Source organism: Aureimonas endophytica (genome assembly GCF_014642635.1).
In the GTDB taxonomy this organism is placed as follows: Bacteria; Pseudomonadota; Alphaproteobacteria; order Rhizobiales; family Rhizobiaceae; genus Plantimonas; species Plantimonas endophytica.
This window is the reverse complement of sequence record NZ_BMIQ01000005.1, coordinates 239,131-254,619: the sequence shown is the minus strand read 5'-3', so window position 1 is coordinate 254,619 and position 15,489 is coordinate 239,131. Positions and strand designations below refer to the sequence as shown.

The 15,489-nt window shown below is 68.5% G+C and carries 13 protein-coding genes; 5 read left to right on the top strand and 8 right to left on the bottom strand.

Annotated features, from left to right (window positions below; translation table 11 throughout):
* Nucleotides 1-15: 15 nt before the first annotated feature.
* The 5 genes from IEY14_RS16830 to IEY14_RS16810 form a co-directional block, all read right to left on the bottom strand.
* Nucleotides 16-1,032, bottom strand: a complete 1,017-nt coding sequence (locus IEY14_RS16830) for a galactitol-1-phosphate 5-dehydrogenase (RefSeq protein WP_188910540.1) — start codon at nt 1,030-1,032, stop codon at nt 16-18.
* A gap of 281 nt (nt 1,033-1,313) precedes the next feature.
* Nucleotides 1,314-2,072: an SDR family NAD(P)-dependent oxidoreductase gene (locus IEY14_RS16825; protein WP_188910538.1), complete on the bottom strand. Its 759-nt coding sequence runs from the start codon at nt 2,070-2,072 to the stop codon at nt 1,314-1,316.
* 179 nt (nt 2,073-2,251) lie between these two features.
* On the bottom strand, nt 2,252-3,241 hold the full coding sequence (locus IEY14_RS16820) for an ABC transporter permease (protein WP_188910536.1): 990 nt from the start codon (nt 3,239-3,241) through the stop codon (nt 2,252-2,254).
* Nucleotides 3,238-4,752, bottom strand: coding sequence for a sugar ABC transporter ATP-binding protein (locus IEY14_RS16815; RefSeq protein WP_188910534.1), 1,515 nt, complete (start codon nt 4,750-4,752; stop codon nt 3,238-3,240). The genes IEY14_RS16820 and IEY14_RS16815 overlap by 4 nt, the downstream gene beginning before the upstream one ends.
* Before the next feature lie 365 nt (nt 4,753-5,117).
* On the bottom strand, nt 5,118-6,089 hold the full coding sequence (locus IEY14_RS16810) for a sugar ABC transporter substrate-binding protein (RefSeq protein WP_188910532.1): 972 nt from the start codon (nt 6,087-6,089) through the stop codon (nt 5,118-5,120).
* Nucleotides 6,090-6,335: 246 nt separating this feature from the next.
* On the opposite strand from IEY14_RS16810, the gene IEY14_RS16805 reads away from it, so the two are divergent.
* The 3 genes from IEY14_RS16805 to IEY14_RS16795 all read left to right on the top strand — a co-directional run bounded on the left by IEY14_RS16805 (nt 6,336) and on the right by IEY14_RS16795 (nt 10,070).
* Entirely contained in the window at nt 6,336-7,211 is an 876-nt protein-coding gene (locus IEY14_RS16805) for an SIS domain-containing protein (RefSeq protein WP_188910530.1), read from the top strand.
* A 259-nt stretch (nt 7,212-7,470) separates the two neighbouring features.
* Nucleotides 7,471-7,761, top strand: a complete 291-nt coding sequence (locus IEY14_RS16800) for a hypothetical protein (protein WP_188910528.1) — start codon at nt 7,471-7,473, stop codon at nt 7,759-7,761.
* A 248-nt stretch (nt 7,762-8,009) separates the two neighbouring features.
* Nucleotides 8,010-10,070, top strand: a complete 2,061-nt coding sequence (locus IEY14_RS16795; protein WP_188910807.1) for an ATP-binding protein — start codon at nt 8,010-8,012, stop codon at nt 10,068-10,070.
* 306 nt (nt 10,071-10,376) lie between these two features.
* Here IEY14_RS16795 and IEY14_RS16790 read toward each other — a convergent pair whose 3' ends face one another.
* Both IEY14_RS16790 and IEY14_RS16785 read right to left on the bottom strand, forming a co-directional pair.
* Nucleotides 10,377-10,667: a hypothetical protein gene (locus IEY14_RS16790; protein ID WP_188910526.1), complete on the bottom strand. Its 291-nt coding sequence runs from the start codon at nt 10,665-10,667 to the stop codon at nt 10,377-10,379.
* 1 nt (nt 10,668) lies between these two features.
* Nucleotides 10,669-10,953 carry a hypothetical protein gene (locus IEY14_RS16785; RefSeq protein ID WP_188910524.1) on the bottom strand — a complete coding sequence of 95 codons (285 nt, stop codon included), beginning with the start codon at nt 10,951-10,953 and terminating at the stop codon, nt 10,669-10,671.
* Between IEY14_RS16785 and IEY14_RS16780 the strand changes: the two genes are divergently transcribed.
* Nucleotides 10,940-11,617, top strand: coding sequence for a hypothetical protein (locus tag IEY14_RS16780; protein ID WP_188910521.1), 678 nt, complete (start codon nt 10,940-10,942; stop codon nt 11,615-11,617). The genes IEY14_RS16785 and IEY14_RS16780 overlap by 14 nt on opposite strands.
* A 603-nt stretch (nt 11,618-12,220) precedes the next feature.
* Nucleotides 12,221-12,934, top strand: coding sequence for a response regulator transcription factor (locus IEY14_RS16775; RefSeq protein ID WP_280515051.1), 714 nt, complete (start codon nt 12,221-12,223; stop codon nt 12,932-12,934).
* A gap of 457 nt (nt 12,935-13,391) precedes the next feature.
* Here IEY14_RS16775 and IEY14_RS16770 read toward each other — a convergent pair whose 3' ends face one another.
* Complete coding sequence (locus tag IEY14_RS16770; protein ID WP_188910517.1) at nt 13,392-15,302, bottom strand: methyl-accepting chemotaxis protein; 1,911 nt, start codon at nt 15,300-15,302, stop codon at nt 13,392-13,394.
* Between the last annotated feature and the right edge of the window lie 187 nt (nt 15,303-15,489).

Below are 15,489 nucleotides of genomic sequence, written 5' to 3'. Positions count from 1 at the left end.
CTCCCCGCCCCCGCCTTACGGCCGGAACATGATCTTGGAGAAGAAGTCGTTCTTCCCCTTCAGCGTCTCGAACATCGCCGGCAGGCCCTCCAGCGGCAGTTCGTGGCTGATCATGAATTCCCATTCGAGCTTGCCAGTGACCAGCGCGTCGAGCGTCACCCGCCACTGCTTGCCCGGGAAGGGCGCGCCGAAGGAGTTCCACGAGCCGTGCAGCGACACTTCCTGGCGCAGGAAATGCTGGAAAGTCTTGTTCTCCAGGGACACGTCGCCGACCGGAATGCCGATGAAGACGACATGGCCGCCCGGCGCCGCCATGCGTGCCGCGGCGTTGATCGAGGAGGGATGGCCGGCCGCCTCGATGATGAGGTCGCAGGCCTGCTCCGCCGGCACGGTCTCGCCGGCCAGATAGGTATAGGTCGCACCCGCCTGGCGGGCCTGTTCGAGCTTGCGCTCCGAGACGTCGATCGCGACGATCTCGGTGCAGCCCATCAGCTTCATCCACTGGATGGCGAAGAGGCCGATCGGCCCGCAGCCGATGACGCCGCCGCGATCGCCCATCGTGGGCTTGGCCTTCCAGATCGCGTGGAGCGCGATCGAGGCCGGGTCCGTCATCGCCACGGCGCGCGGGTCCGCCGTCTCCGGCGCCCGCAAAAGATTGCCGGTCGGCACCGCCACATATTCGGCATAGGCGCCGTCGCGACGGCTGCCGAAATAGTCGTAGTTGCGGGCGCGCGAGAAATTGCCGGTCAGCGACTGGTCGCAATCCTCCATCGGGATCAGCGGCGCGACGGCCATCAGCTCGCCCTCGCGAAAGCCCTCGACCCCCTCGCCCAGCGCCTCGATATGGCCGGAGAACTCATGCCCGCAGATGATCGGCATCTTATGGGCGCCCTTGATCAGCATGCGCGGCAGATCGGAGCCGCAGACGCCGACCGCCGAGACCTTCAGCAGAACCTCGCCCGGCCCGGCGACCGGCTTCGGAACGTCCTCCAGGCGGATGTCGCCCGGCGTGTACATGACGGCTGCGCGCATGGGTCTCGGTCTTTCCTCGATCGGAAACGAAGGGGGCCGGAGGGCGGGACAAGTCTGGGCGCCAGGGCCGGCCGGCATTCACAAATGGAATGTATCTTCACAAATGTGATTAAGCTGCGCCGATGGGGCTGTCAATGGTGAAGCGGGGCTGGTGTCCTCATCGGCAAAGGACAACGAACTCTGCGACTGGCCTGATCTCCCCCCTTGAGGGGGAGATGCCGGCAGGCGGAGGGTGCGAAGGCGTCAGCCTTCGAGCCATGCGGCGAGGGAAACGCGAGCCGTCAGAACCCGCTGACCACATAGCCGCCGTCGACCGGCAGCGTCGTGGCGGTGACGAAGGCGGCGGCGGGGGAGGCGAGGAACAGGGCGGTGCCGACGAGGTCGTCCACCGAGCCCCAGCGCTTCAGCGCCGCCTTGTCGGCGATCTTCGGCCCGTGCTCGTCATGGGTCCAGAGATCCTTGGTCATGTCGGTCTTGTGATAGCCGGGCGCGATGGCGTTGACGCGGATGCCGTCCGGGCCGAAGCGATGGGCGAGCGCGCGGGTGAGGCCGACGATGCCGGTCTTCGAGGCGCCATAGGCCGGCACGCGCGCATCCGCCAGATAGCTGAGCATCGAGGCCGTGTTGACGATCGCGCCCCGGCTCGCCTTCAGCAGCGGATAGGCCGCCATGGCGAGGCGCATCGCGCTGTTGAGATTGACGTCGATGACCTCGAGATAGGTCTCCTCCTCGTATTCCGCGTCCGGCCGGGCGATGCCCGCCGCGTTGACGAGGACGTCGAGCCGCGCGAGACCGCCGACGAAGGCGTCGATCGCGGCGCGGTCCTTCACGTCGAGCTTCTCGAAGCGGATCTTGTCCGCCTCGCGATCGGCCTTGGCCGATTCCAGCCGCGCCGCCGTCGAGCCGGTCGCCACGACCTCCGCGCCGAGCCGGGCGAAGCCCTTGGCCATCGCGAGGCCGATGCCGGTCGTGCCGCCGGATACCAGCACTTGGCGCCCGGCGAAGAGGTCCGGGCGGAAGGTTGCGATCACGTCGTCCATCAGGGGTCTCCCATCGAAAATCGGTGCGGCCCGGTTCGCAAACAACCAACGGCCGCGATTGGCCTGATCTCCCCCCTTGAGGGGGAGATGCCGGCAGGCAGAGGGGGGTGCGAAGGCGGAAGCCTTCGAATGGCGCGGCGGTGGAGAGGGATGATCCCGCGCGCGGGGCGGGCGCCCCGTCAGTGCTTCAGCCGGCCCGTGCCATATTGCAGCAGCATCGCGACGAGGATGATGATGCCCATATAGACTTGCTGGTGGTAGCCGGGCACGCCGCCGAGATTCATGATGTTGGCGATGATGCCCATCACCAGCGCGCCGAGCAGCGTGTTGATCACGCCGCCGCGCCCGCCCATCAGGCTGGCGCCGCCGATCACCACGGCCGCGATGACGTTCAGCTCCGCCCCGACGCCGACCTGCGCCGAGCCGACGCCGGTGCGGCAGGTGGAGATGATGCCGGCGATGGCGGCGAGCGCGCCCGACACGACATAGACGGTGAGGATGTAGCGCGGCACCGCGATGCCCGAGAGGCGCACCGCCTCCTCGTTCGAGCCGATCGCCTTCACGATGCGGCCGAAGCGGGTGAAGTTGAGGACGAGGCCGCCGATGAGGAAGACCGCGAACATCAGCCAGACCGGCAGCGGCAGGCCGAAGGCGAAGCCCGAGCCGAAATCGGCGAAGGCCGAGCCTTCCGTGCCGAGCGGGATCGGCCGGCCTTCCGAGATGATCAGCGACAGGCCGCGCGCGATGGCGAGCATCGCCAGCGACATGACGAAGGACGGCAGGCGCAGATAGGCGACGAAGAAGCCGGTGGTGAGGCCGCAGGCCATGCCGCAGAGGATGACGAGGAGGATGGTCGTCGCCGTGCCGTAGCCGGAGAAATGGATGAAATAGGCGGTGAGCACCGAGCCGAGCGCCGCGACGGAGCCGACCGAGAGGTCGATGCCGCGCGTCAGGATGACGAAGAGCATGCCGACCGCCATGATGCCGGCGCCGGAGGCGACCTGGCGCAGGACGTTGAGGATGTTCACCCGCGTCAGGAAGCTGTCCGACCAGACGCTGGCGACGACGACGAGCACCAGGAAGATGGCGAGCGTCGCGAAATGCTGGAGCGCGTTGGCGAGATCGAATTTCGGCGCGGGCCGCTGGGGCGCCTCGGCGACGGTGGTCATGGGCGTGTCTCGTTCGGGAGTGCGGAAGCGGCCGGGCGGACCATGGCCAGCGACAGGAGATTGGCCTCGTCGAAGCGCTCGGGCGGCAGTTCGCCGCGCAGCTCGCCCTCGCCCATCACGAGGACGCGGTCGCAGAGGCCGAAGAGTTCCTGATGTTCGGAGGAGATGACGAGCACCGCCTTGCCCTCGGCCGCGAGGCCGTTGACGAGGGCGTAGATCTCCGTCTTCGCCCCGACATCGACGCCGCGCGTCGGCTCGTCGAGAATGATGACGTCGCCGCCGGCGTGAAACCACTTGGCGAGCACGACCTTCTGCTGGTTGCCGCCGGACAGGCTGGAGACGGGCGCGTCGACGCTGGAGGCCTTGAGGCGCAGCGAGCGGCCGAGATCCTCGACCAGCCGCGACTCGCGCCGCCGCCTCAAGATGCCGAGCGCGCCGGTCACGGCCGAGAGCCGCGCCATGGTGGCGTTCACCTTGATCGGATTGTCGAGGACGACGCCCTCGTGCTTGCGGTCCTCCGGCACGAGGCCGATGCCGGCCTTCACCGCGTCGCGCGGCGAGGAGAAGCGCATCGGCTTGCCGCGCACGCGGATCTCGCCGCGCTCCAGCGCGTCGGCGCCGAAGATGAGGCGCGCGACCTCCGTGCGGCCGGAGCCGACGAGGCCGCCGAGCCCGACCACCTCGCCGGCGCGCACCGCGAAGGACACGCCGCGCACCCGGCTGCCGGCGCGCAGATCCTTCACCTCCAGCAGCGTCTCGCCGAGGGCGCGCGCGCCCCGCTCCGGAAACAGCGCCGCCAGCGGCCGGCCGACCATCATGCGGATGACCGTGTCGATGGTGACGTCCCGCGCCTCGACGGTGCCGACGAGCTGTCCGTCCTTCAGGACGGTCATGCGGTCGGAGATGCGGAAGACCTCGTCGAGCCGGTGCGAGATATAGACGATGCCGACGCCATGGCCGCGCAGATCGGCGATGATCCGGTGCAGGCGTTCGGCATCCTGGGCGGAGAGCACCGCCGTCGGCTCGTCGAAGACGATGATCCGAACCTCGCGGGCCAGCGCCTTGGCGATCTCCACCACCTGCTGATGGGCGACGGCGAGGCTGCCGACGGTGCGGCCGGGATCGATGTCGAAGCCGAGCCGCTGGAGCAGCGCCCGCGCCCGCTTCTTGAGGGCGGGCCAGGAAATGACGCCCGGTAGCTCGCCGAGAAAGATGTTCTCGGCCACCGAGAGATCGGGGGCGAGCGCCAGCTCCTGGTGGATGACGGCGATGCCGCGCGCCCGCGCCGCGCGCGGATCGCGGAACTCGACGGTCTCGCCGCCGATCTGGATCGTGCCGGTGGTCGGCTGCATCTCGCCGCCGAGAACGCGCATCAGCGTCGACTTGCCGGCGCCGTTCTCGCCGAGCAGCGAATGGACCTCGCCGGCCCGCACCGCGAAATCCACCCCCCGCAAGGCATGGACGCCGCCGAAGGATTTGGTGATGGCCGAAAGCCTGGCGAGTTCGGTCATGGTCGTCCCATTTCGGAATTCGAGGCCGCCGCTCGCGCGGCGTGATGACGGCGACGGCTTTCGAGCGGCGCGGCGGTGGAGACGGTGGACCTCGCTGACGCTCGCCACCCCCCTCTGGGCTGCCGCCCATCTCCCCCTCAAGGGGGGAGATCACGCAGCTTTGGGGCCTCGCACTTCCTGCAGCCGCTGCGATGCCGGGCACCAACTCCTGCGACTAGCCTGATCTCCTCCCTTGAGGGGGCGATGCCGGCAGGCAGAGGGGGGTGCGAAGGCGAAGCCTTCGATCGTCGCGGCGCCAGCGAGGTCCACCCTCTCAACCGCCGCCCCGCGCGAAGGCGGCGGCCGAAGCCGGGATGCCGGGCCGATCAGAACACCGCGTCGGGGCGGTAGAACTTGTCGACATTCTCCTTGGTGATGACGGCCGGCTCGGTGAGCTTCAGCTTCGGGAAGCCGGGCTCCAGCGAGCCGTTCAGCGCCTTCATGCCGATATCCACCGCCGTGCGGGCGACGAGATCGGGATCGTTGAGGCCCGTCGCGCCGTACTTGCCCTCCTTGATGGCGGCGAGCGCCTCCTTCTGGCCGTCGGCGGCGGCGAGCACCAGAACGTCGGTCTTGCCGACGCCTTCCAGCGCCTTCATGCCGCCGAGCGCCATGGAATCGTTCTCGGCCAGGACGACATTCACGTCGGGATGGGCGGTGAGAAGGTCTTCCATCGCCTTCAGGCCGCCTTCCTGCTCCCAGCTGCCCCAGCCCTGGCCGACGACCTCGAAGCTGGACTTGCCCTCGTTGACGAGCTGGCCCTCGACGACGCCGCGGAAGACGCCGAGCCGGCGGTCGCGGCCGACCTCGTTGCCCTGCGAGCCGGACAGGAGCGCGATCTTCATCGGCGTGCCCTGCATGCGCTTGGCGAGCCACTGGCCGACGAGATAGCCGTTCTGGTCGTTCGAGGAGCGGACCTGCGTCACGACATTGGCGTCGGTATTGATAGAGGAATCCATCACTACGACCTTCACGCCGGCGGCCGTCGCGGCATTGGCGGCGGCGACGAGTCCTTCGGGATCGCGCGGATTGAGGATCAGCAGCTTGACGCCCTTGGCGACCATGTCCTCCACGTCGGCGATCTGCTTGTTCATGTCGTTCTGGCCGTCGGCGGTCGAAACCTCGCAGCCGGCCTTCTTGGCCTGGTCCACCGCCGCCGCTTCCTGCGCGGCGAAATAGGGGGCGCTCAGCGTATACATCGCGACACCGACCTTGCAGTCGGCCGCCGCCGCCGTGCCCATGCCGCCCATCGTCAGGGCGACAGCCAGCATGCATCCCGAAAGGGAAATCGTCTTCATGGGTTCCTCCGCCGATCCGGGCGTCTCCCTCGCCCTTGATGTAGCATAGGTACAGAATCGGAGCGGGGTCAAGCGCCGCTATTCATCACGGATGTGCGATGAAAGCGCATAAGTGAAAATGATGCGCCGCAATATCCGGTGCCATGCAGCAAAATCCTTGGGAATGGCCACGGAAGTGCTCAGAAAGCTTGCGGTGTCGGCATGAGGATTGTAGTTTAACTACAAGGAAGCGGAGCCGCATCGGCAATGGATGGCAGCGAAGTCCAGGCCCCCCAGCGCAACATCCTGGAGATCGTGCGCGACACGCATGACGCGCTGCGCCGCTCCGAACGGAAGGTCGCCGATCTCGTCCTGTCCGATCCGCAGCGCGTGCTCGGCGCGACGCTCGCCGACACCGCCATGGAGGCCGGCGTCAGCCAGCCGACCGTGATCCGCTTCTGCAACGCGCTCGGCTGCACCGGCTATCAGGACTTCAAGCTGCGCCTCGCCCACGGGCTGGCGCTCGGCACGCCCGCGACCCATTCCGTCCTCCAGCGCAGCGACACGGCGGAAAAGGTGGTCGAGAAGGTCTTCGACTATACGATCACCAGCCTCGACTGGGCGCGGCGCAATCTCGACGGCGCGGCGCTCGCGGCGGCGATCGACCTTCTGGAGGCGGCGCGCGCCATCGAGTTCTTCGGCTTCGGCGCGTCGGGCATCGTCGCGCGCGACGCGCAGCAGAAGTTTCCGCTCTTCGGCGTGCCCTGCGGCGCGCAGCTCGATTCCCACCAGCAGCTGATGTCGGCCTCGATGATGCGCGCCGGCGACGTCGCGGTGATCATCTCGCAGACCGGGCGCACGCGATCGCTGCTCGACATCGCCGAGGCGGCGCGCGAGGGCGGCGCGAAGGTGATCGCGCTCACCGGCGCGGCCAGCGCCCTCTCCGCCCATTGCGACGTGACGATCGTCGTCGAGACGCTGGAAAACACCAATATCTACACCCCGACCATCTCGCGCATCGCCGCCCTCGTCGTCATCGACATTCTGTCGACGGCCGTCGCCCTGCGGCGGAACGAGAGCTTCGCCGACCGCTTCGGCACGATGAAGCGCCGGCTCAACGATCTTCGCCTGCGGGAGGACTAGCGGCGGACTTTTGGCGGGGGGTGGCAGGGTTGGCAGCGGACAACCGGCCCCGTTCCGCGAATGCAGCCCGTAGTCTATGTGATTGAATTGAAAAGGTTTCAACCGCGTCGCCCGTCTCGGGCAGGTGTTGCGGGAGAAGCGCGTCGCGACGAAGACGAGGGCGGCGGGGAGCGGAGCGCCGCCCGGTGCCGGATGTGCTAGAAGGGGGGCAGCGTGGGCGCGCCGCGCCCGCCATGGCGAGGAGGGAGGACCCGCGCCCATGAACACCGCCAATCTGCAACTCGAAGGTCTCTATGTCGCCGTCGCGGCGCTGATGTCGGCGCTGCGGCAGAAGGAGATGCTGAGCGAGGCCGAGATCGACGCCGCCCTGGCGGCGGCCGAGACCGCGCTCGCCACCGACCGGTCGCGGCCGGCCGAGCTGAGCCCGGCCAATCTCGAGGCCATCGCCTTTCCGTTGCGCTATCTGCGCCAGGCGAACCGCGCCGCCGCCGCCGGCGAGACCCCGAGCTTTTCCGAGCTGACGGCGCGGGTGGCGCGGCAGCGGCCCTGAAGCCGGCGAGCGTCCCGACTTGCGAGCGGGTGCGCCCTGTCCGGGCGCGCCCCTGACATGCGGCAGCGACGATATGGCTCGCCGTGGCTGGTTTCCCCGTGCGGCGCTTTCGGGCAGAAAACGCCGCGAGACCTTGGTGCCTTTTCGTCGTTAGTGCGTTGAAGGCACTGCATGAACGCCATCGACCAAGAGTTCAACCAGTGACGAACGATTCCGCGGAAAGGGTTTTCGACGGCGTTCCCGGCGCCATGGATCCGCATCTCGCCCTCGACGCGCTGGCCCGCAGCCAGGCCCGCTACCGTGCCCTCTTCGAAGCGATCGACGACGGCTTCTGCATCATCGAATTCATCGACGGGCCGCATGGCCCCGCGAGCGACTATGTCCATGTCGAGGCCAATTCCGGCTACGAGCGCCATACCGGCATTCCCGATATCGTCGGCAAGCGCCTGCGCGAACTGGCGCCAAGCGAGGCGGAGGCCTGGATCGAGCTTTATGGCGGCGTCCTCGACAGCGGCCGGCCGATCCGCTTCGAGCGCGAATTCGTCACCGCCGGCCGCCATATCGAGGTGGCGGCGGCGCGGGTCGAGCCGGCGAGCCTGCGGCAGGTCTCCGTCCTCTTCCGCGACATCTCGGCGCGCAAGGCCGGCGAGGCGGCGTTGCGCGCCAGCGAGGCGCTCGCCCGCCAGAATGTCGAGCGCGTGCAGCTGGCGCTCGCCGCCGGCGCGATCATCGGCACCTGGTTCTGGGACATTCCGAGCGACCGCTTCACGGTCGACGCCGCCTTCGCCGAGGCCTTCGGCCTCGATCCGGCGCTCGGCCGCGAGGGCCTCAGCCTCGCGCAGGTGGTGGAGACGGTGCATCCCGACGACCGGGAGGGGCTCGGCGCCGCCATCGAGGCCGCCATCGCCCGGGGCGGCGCCTATGCGCATCAGTACCGCACCCGCCGCGCCGACGGTCGCTATTACTGGCTGGAGGCGAACGGCCGGGTGGACCACGCCCCGGACGGCACGCCGCTGAGCTTTCCGGGCGTCCTCATCGATATCGAGGAGCGGCGGGCGGGGGAGGCCGAGCGCGCGCGCGTGACGGACATGCTGCGCGAATTGAACGACACGCTGGAACAGCGCGTCGCCGCCCAGACGGCGGAGCTGATGCTGGCCGAGGAGGCGCTGCGCCAGTCGCAGAAGATGGAGGCGGTCGGCCAGCTCACCGGCGGCCTCGCCCATGACTTCAACAATCTTCTCGCCGGCATTTCCGGCTCGCTCGACATGATCCAGGCACGCCTGCGCCAGGGACGGATCGGCGAGCTCGACCGCTATGTGATCGCCGCCCAGGGCGCGGCCAAGCGCGCCGCCGCGCTCACCCACCGGCTTCTCGCCTTTTCCCGCCGCCAGACGCTCGATCCGAAGCCGACCGACGTGAACCGTCTCGTCGCCGACATGGAGGACCTGATCCGCCGCACGGTCGGCCCCGGGATCACGCTGGAAACCGTGGCGAAGGGCGGACTCTGGTCGACGCTGGTCGATCCGAACCAGCTGGAGAACGCCCTTCTCAATCTCTGCATCAATGCGCGCGACGCGATGCCGGACGGCGGCCGGATCACCATCGAGACCGGCAATCGCTGGCTGGACGACCGCGCGGGGCGCGAGCGCGACCTGCCGCCCGGCCAGTATGTGGCGATGTGCGTCTCCGATACCGGCACCGGCATGACGCCGGACGTGATCGAAAAGGCCTTCGATCCCTTCTTCACCACCAAGCCGATCGGCCTCGGCACCGGGCTCGGCCTGTCGATGATCTACGGCTTCGCGCGCCAGTCTGGCGGACAGGTGCGGATCTATTCGGAGGTCGGCCAGGGCTCGATGATCTGTCTCTATCTCCCGCGGCATCATGGCGATGCGCCGGTGGAGATGGTGGCGGAGCCGGCGCCGCCGCGCCTTTCCTCGCGCGGCAGGACGGTGCTCGTGGTCGATGACGAGCCGCTGGTGCGCATGCTGGTGGTCGATGCCGTGGAGGATCTCGGCCTCACCGCCATCGAGGCCGGCGACGGGCCGGAGGCGCTGAAGGTGCTGCGCTCGCCGGTGCCGATCGATCTCCTGATCACCGATGTCGGCCTGCCGAACGGCATGAACGGCCGCCAGGTGGCGGACGCGGCGCGCGAGTTGCGCGGCGGGCTGAAGATCATGTTCGTCACCGGCTATGCCGAGAACGCCGTCCTCAGCCACGGCCATCTCGACCCCGGCATGCAGGTCGTGACGAAGCCGTTCGACATGACCATCCTGTCGGGCCGCATCCAGGCGATGATCGGGGACTGAGTCCGGTACGTTCCTGCCTTGATCCTTGGCGACACCGTCTCAGTGTCGTCATCCCGGGCCCGCCCCGGGATCCATGCCTCGCCGGAACCGCTTGGATAAGGGTGGAGATCCCGCGTTCTTCCTCATCGTTTCCGGCCGGTCGCGACCGGCTTGGAATGGATCCCGGGTCGGGCCCGGGATGACGAGGCGGCAAGGTGAGCGAGTGTCGGCAAAGGCGCGGAAGTATGAGACGCGCCGAAGGGCAGAGGCAGCCGGGACGACAAGAGGCCGCGCGGCCTCCCCTCCCCGTCCCGCCGCCGATCGGCGTCAGGAATGCAGCGGTCGTCCGGCGGCCGGCGACATATGCGCCGGATCGCGGGTGAGGCAGTCGATGATCACGAGAAAGGCGTCGATCATCGCATGGTCGCCTGTCGCCCGCGCATAGCGCAGCGCGACCTCGGTCTCGGCGCGGGCGTCCTCGCCATAGATCGACTTCAGATAGGCCATCGCCTCGAAGGCGGCGGAGCACTTGTCGGACCAGCCGCCCAGGCTGTCGCGATAGACCCGCACCACCTCGAACAGGCAGTGCCGGGGCAAGGCTTCGTATTCGGCGCTCATCTCACGCGGCGTTCCGGCGATAGGCTGAGGCGACGAAGGCCGCCCCGTTGCCGGAGGAGCGGCCGACGAGGCTGTCGGACCGGCCGGGCTCCGACGCGATGCCCGCCTCCTTCTCGCTCGCCTTCGGATCGGCGGCGGGATCGACCTCGGCCCGCGCGCCGAGCTGGGCGACGAGCCTGTCGGTCTTCATCTCCGCGCGCACGGCCTCGGCCATGCGGCGCAGCCGGTCCTCCTCCACCGCCACCGTCTTCTCGGCGAGAGCCGTCCGCGCCGTGATCTGCGTCATCAGCGCCTCGACGGCGGCCGACACCGTCCGCGTCTTCTCCTGCGCCGTCGCGGACAGGGCGGCGGCGGCCGGCGTCGTGGACGGGTTGGCGGGCGTCGGCGCGGCGACGGTGGGCGTCGGCGCCGAAGCGGGACTCGCGGCGGGCGCCGTGGCGGCCGGCACCGGGCTGCTAGCCGGCGCGGCGGTGCTCGTCGGGGCCGGGTTCGGAGCTGGAGTGGAGGCCGGTGAGGTCGAGGAGCTCGCCACCGTCGAGGAAGCCGCAGGCGTCGAAGAGGATGCGGTCGAGGGCGCGCTCGTCGTCACCGTGGGCGCCGGGCTGGCGGCGGGCGCCGGCTCGCTCGTCGGGACCGAGCTCGGGGTCGTGGCGGAGACGGAGGGGGTCGAAGGGCTCGTCGTCGCCGGGGAGGACGCAGGCGTCGAGGAGGACGCGGTCGAGCTCGCCGGCGCGGGGGTGGCCGGGCTGGTGGCGGTCGAGGTCGAAGGCGCGGTCGTCGTGGTCGGCGCGGGAGCGGTCGAACCGGGGGCCGGGGTCGAACCCGTCGGCGTCGTGGCGGCGGAGGAGCCCGAAAGCGAGGTGCCGAGCGTCGTGATGGCGGCCTGCGTCGCCAGCGCGACATTGCCGGTCGAGGTCAGGGTCGAGGAGAAGGACGTGCCCGTCGCCTGAAGCGAATTCGTCAGCACCGTCACGGGATTGCTGGTCGTGGTGCTGGTCGTTCGAGGCGTGGTGCCGGTCGTGCTGGCGGAGCTGACGACGGAGAGGATGCCGGCCATGGAAAGTCGCTTTCGTTCGCATTCTTGCTGGCTGCGATTGTGGTTCCGGCCCCTCACCGGACTCCGACCGGAAAGATTAAAGCTTGATGGAGACGACAGTAGAAGCGTATCGATTTGTTATGACGTCAATCGGATGATCTGTCATATCCGTTCGATCTGCAAGAAATATACACGGATATTGCGAAATGAAACGGAGTGTTGCCGTGCGTTACATTGCGGCCGGTTTCCGCAACGATCCGGCCGTTCGGCTTCGCTTCTCCCTCGCCACTCGCCCCTGGATCGCGCGCGATCGCCCGGCGATCCGGGCCCTTGCCCCGGATGGACCGCCATCTAACGGGATTTTCTCCTGAGAAAGCATGATATTAGGAAGATATTCGGTTTATGCGACCACGCCGGATGCGCCGCCCGTCTATGTGAATGACCTAAATCTTATGGTTTTTCCACCGGCTATGGTTGAGTTAAACTCGGACGGGATCATGAGGAGGAAGCCTTCAGAATGGACCGAAAGCATGTCGTCGTCGTCGAAGATGTTGAGATGCAACGCGAAGCGATCGCGGAATATCTGACGCGCGCCGGCTTCGAGATCTCCCAGGCCGATAGCGGCGCGGCATTGCGTGAAATCTGCCAGCAGCGCGCGGTCGATGTCGCCGTCGTGGACCTGAACCTGCCCGACGAGGACGGCTTCAGCCTGATCAAATTCCTGCGCGAGACGCAGCGCTGCGGCATCATCATGCTGACGGCCAATGACGATCCGACCGACCGGATCGTCGGCCTGGAGGTCGGCGCCGACGATTATCTCGTCAAGCCGCATCCGCCGCGCGAGCTTCTGGCGCGGATCCGCAGCCTGCTTCGCCGTCTGGCGGAGTTGGCGCCGGCCGAGGCCGGGCCGGCGAAGAAGGTCATCGCCCAGCTCGGCCATTGGCGGCTCGATGAGCAGAACCGCGCCCTGCGCGGCCCAAGCGACGAGCTTTTGAATCTCACGGCCGCCGAATATCTGCTCCTGAAGGAACTGTCGCAGCGGGCCGGCGCGGTGCTGGACCGGGAACATCTGATGCAGGCCGTGTTCCACCGCGCCTGGCAATACGAGGACCGGAGCATGGACGTGCTGGTGACGCGCCTGCGCCGCAAGCTGGAGCCGACCGGCGAGAGCCACCGCATCAAATCGGTGCGCGGCGCCGGCTATATCCTGAACCTGCCGGACAGCCACTGAGCGCCGGGGCGCCGAGCCCGCCCCCCTCGCCCCGGCGGGCGATGCCCGTCACCCGACTACGCCCGTCCGACCCCGGCCGGAACGCGACCGGCCGCCCCGGCGCGAGGCGCGACAAGGCTCGCCGACCCCATTGCCGCATCGTCATCGCCGGCTGGCTCCCCGGCATGGCGCGCGCCTTCCGCAGCGCTCGCCTGCTTTATATCATCGCGCCTTCACGGAAATCCGCTCCCCTCACCGCTTCGTCATCCCGGCCCCCGAGCCGGGATCCATTCCAAGCCGGTCGCGACCAGCCTGGAGCGATGCGGAAGGACACTCTTCTCCACCCTTATCCATGCGGCTCTGCGGGAGGCATGGATCCCGGGTCGGGCCCGGGATGACGAAGCTCAAGCGGCGTCGCCCAGGATCAGTGCATAAGCGCGTCGGTGTTAGAGGCAGCGGCCGTTCCCCTCAGCGCCGGTCAGAATTCGGCCCACTGATCCTCGGCGCGCATCGCCTTCGGTGCCGCGCCGCCGGTGCCGGTGGTGCGCATCTGCACGATCGCTGCCGAAGCCGGACGGACCGGCGCCCGTCCGGCACTCGTCATGCGCGCCGAAGCCGTCTGGAACTTGTCCACGAGCGCGGCGAGCTGCTCGGTTTCCACCGAGAGCGACTTGGCGGCGGCCGTCGTCTCCTCCACCATCGCCGCGTTCTGCTGCGTCACCTTGTCCATCTGGTCGGCGGCGGTGGAGACTTCGCGCAGGCTGACCGCTTGTTCCCGCGCGGAACGGGCGATCTGGCCGACCACCTCGGTCATCTGCGCGACGCCCGCGACGATGTCCTCCAGCGAGCGGCCCGAGGCGGACACGAGCTCCACCCCCTGTTCGACCTGCACGCCGGACGTATGGATGAGATCCTTGATCTCCTTCGCCGCTTCCGCCGAGCGCTGCGCCAGACCGCGCACTTCCTGCGCCACCACCGCGAAGCCGCGTCCCGCCTCGCCGGCGCGCGCCGCCTCGACACCGGCATTCAGGGCGAGAAGGTTCGTCTGGAAGGCGATCTCGTCGATCACGCCGATGATCTTGCCGATCTCGGCCGAGGACCGCTCGATCTCGTTCATCGCCGCCACCGCCTTGGTGACGATCGCCCCGCCCTTCTCGGCATCCTGCTGGGCGGTGCCGGCCGTCGCCTGCGCCCGCGCCGCCGCCTCCGCCGTGCCGTTCACCCCGCGCGTGACCTCGCCGAGCGCCGCGACCGTCTCTTCCAGGCTCGCCGCCTGCTGCTCGGTGCGCTGCGACAGGTCGCCCGCCGCCACCGTGATCTCGCCTAGCCCGGTGCGCATCGAGGCGACCGCCGAGACGACCGAGCCGATCGTGCTTTCGAGCTTGCCGACGCTGTCGTTGAAGAGGTGGCAGACCTCGACGTAATCGGCATTGGCGTTCGGGTCGATCCGGGCGGTGAGATCGCCGCCGGACAGCCGCTCGAAGCTCGGGCGGACGGCCGCGACGAACGCGTCCTTCGCGGCGATCGCGGCGCGCTGTTCGGCATCCCGCCGGGCCTTCTCGGCCGCCTCGCGTTCACCCGCCGTCATATTCTCGAGCCGTTCCTTCTCGATGGCGGCCTGCCTGAAGCCTTCCACGGCGCTCGCCATCTCGCCGAGCTCGTCCCGCTGCCCCATGGCGGGGATGGAGATGGACTTGTTGCCGCTGGCGAGATGCCGCATGGCCTCCGTCATCAGCGTGATCGGCCGCGCGACGCCGCGCGACAGCAGCCAGCCCATCGCGGCGGCGACGGCGAAGGCGAAGGCGGCGCCAAGGCCGAGCGTCCAATAGGCCGACGCGAAGGAACGGGCGGTGGCCGCGCGCCGCGCCGTCAAGAGGACGCTCTCGGTCTCCGCGATCTCGGCGATGATCGATTTCACCGCGTTCGCATAGCGCGAGCCGAGGCCCGCGGCGGCGATCTCGACCGCCTGCTCATGCGTCGCGGGGTCGCCCGCGAGGCGCCGCTCCGGCTCCGCCACCTTCGCGACGAACTCCGCGCCGGCCGCCTTCAGCCGGGCGACGCGCTCCTGTTGCGAGGGGTTGTCGGCGGTCAGGGTGCGGATTTCCTCGACCGCGTCGTCGAAGACCTTCTGGGCGGTCTTGAAATCGCTATAGAACGCGTCCTTCGGGCTGATGACGAAGCCGCGCATCGCCGCGCTCTGCCCGATGATTCCCTGTGTCGCCCGGTCGGCCTGCGAGAGGACCCGGGTCGTATGCACATCCCATCCGGCGGCCGTCTCGATCTCCGAGATCTTGCTCCCGACGATGCCCGAGGTCAGGGCCGACGCGACGAGGATCGGAGCGAAGGCCACGGCGAGCTTCGCATTGACCTTCATATTCTTGAACGACATGACATGCTCCGCAAAGGAGAGCGTGACCTTCGCTGGCCACGCCATCTCATCGGAACGAGTTACAGAAATATAGTCAGCAAAGGATTAAAAACGTAGCGGGCTGAGGATGCACTCTAAAGTTGCTTCGATGATCGAAGGAACGTTCCCGTCCGGTGCGGCCGATGATGTCTGAAGCCTCCGACAGCCC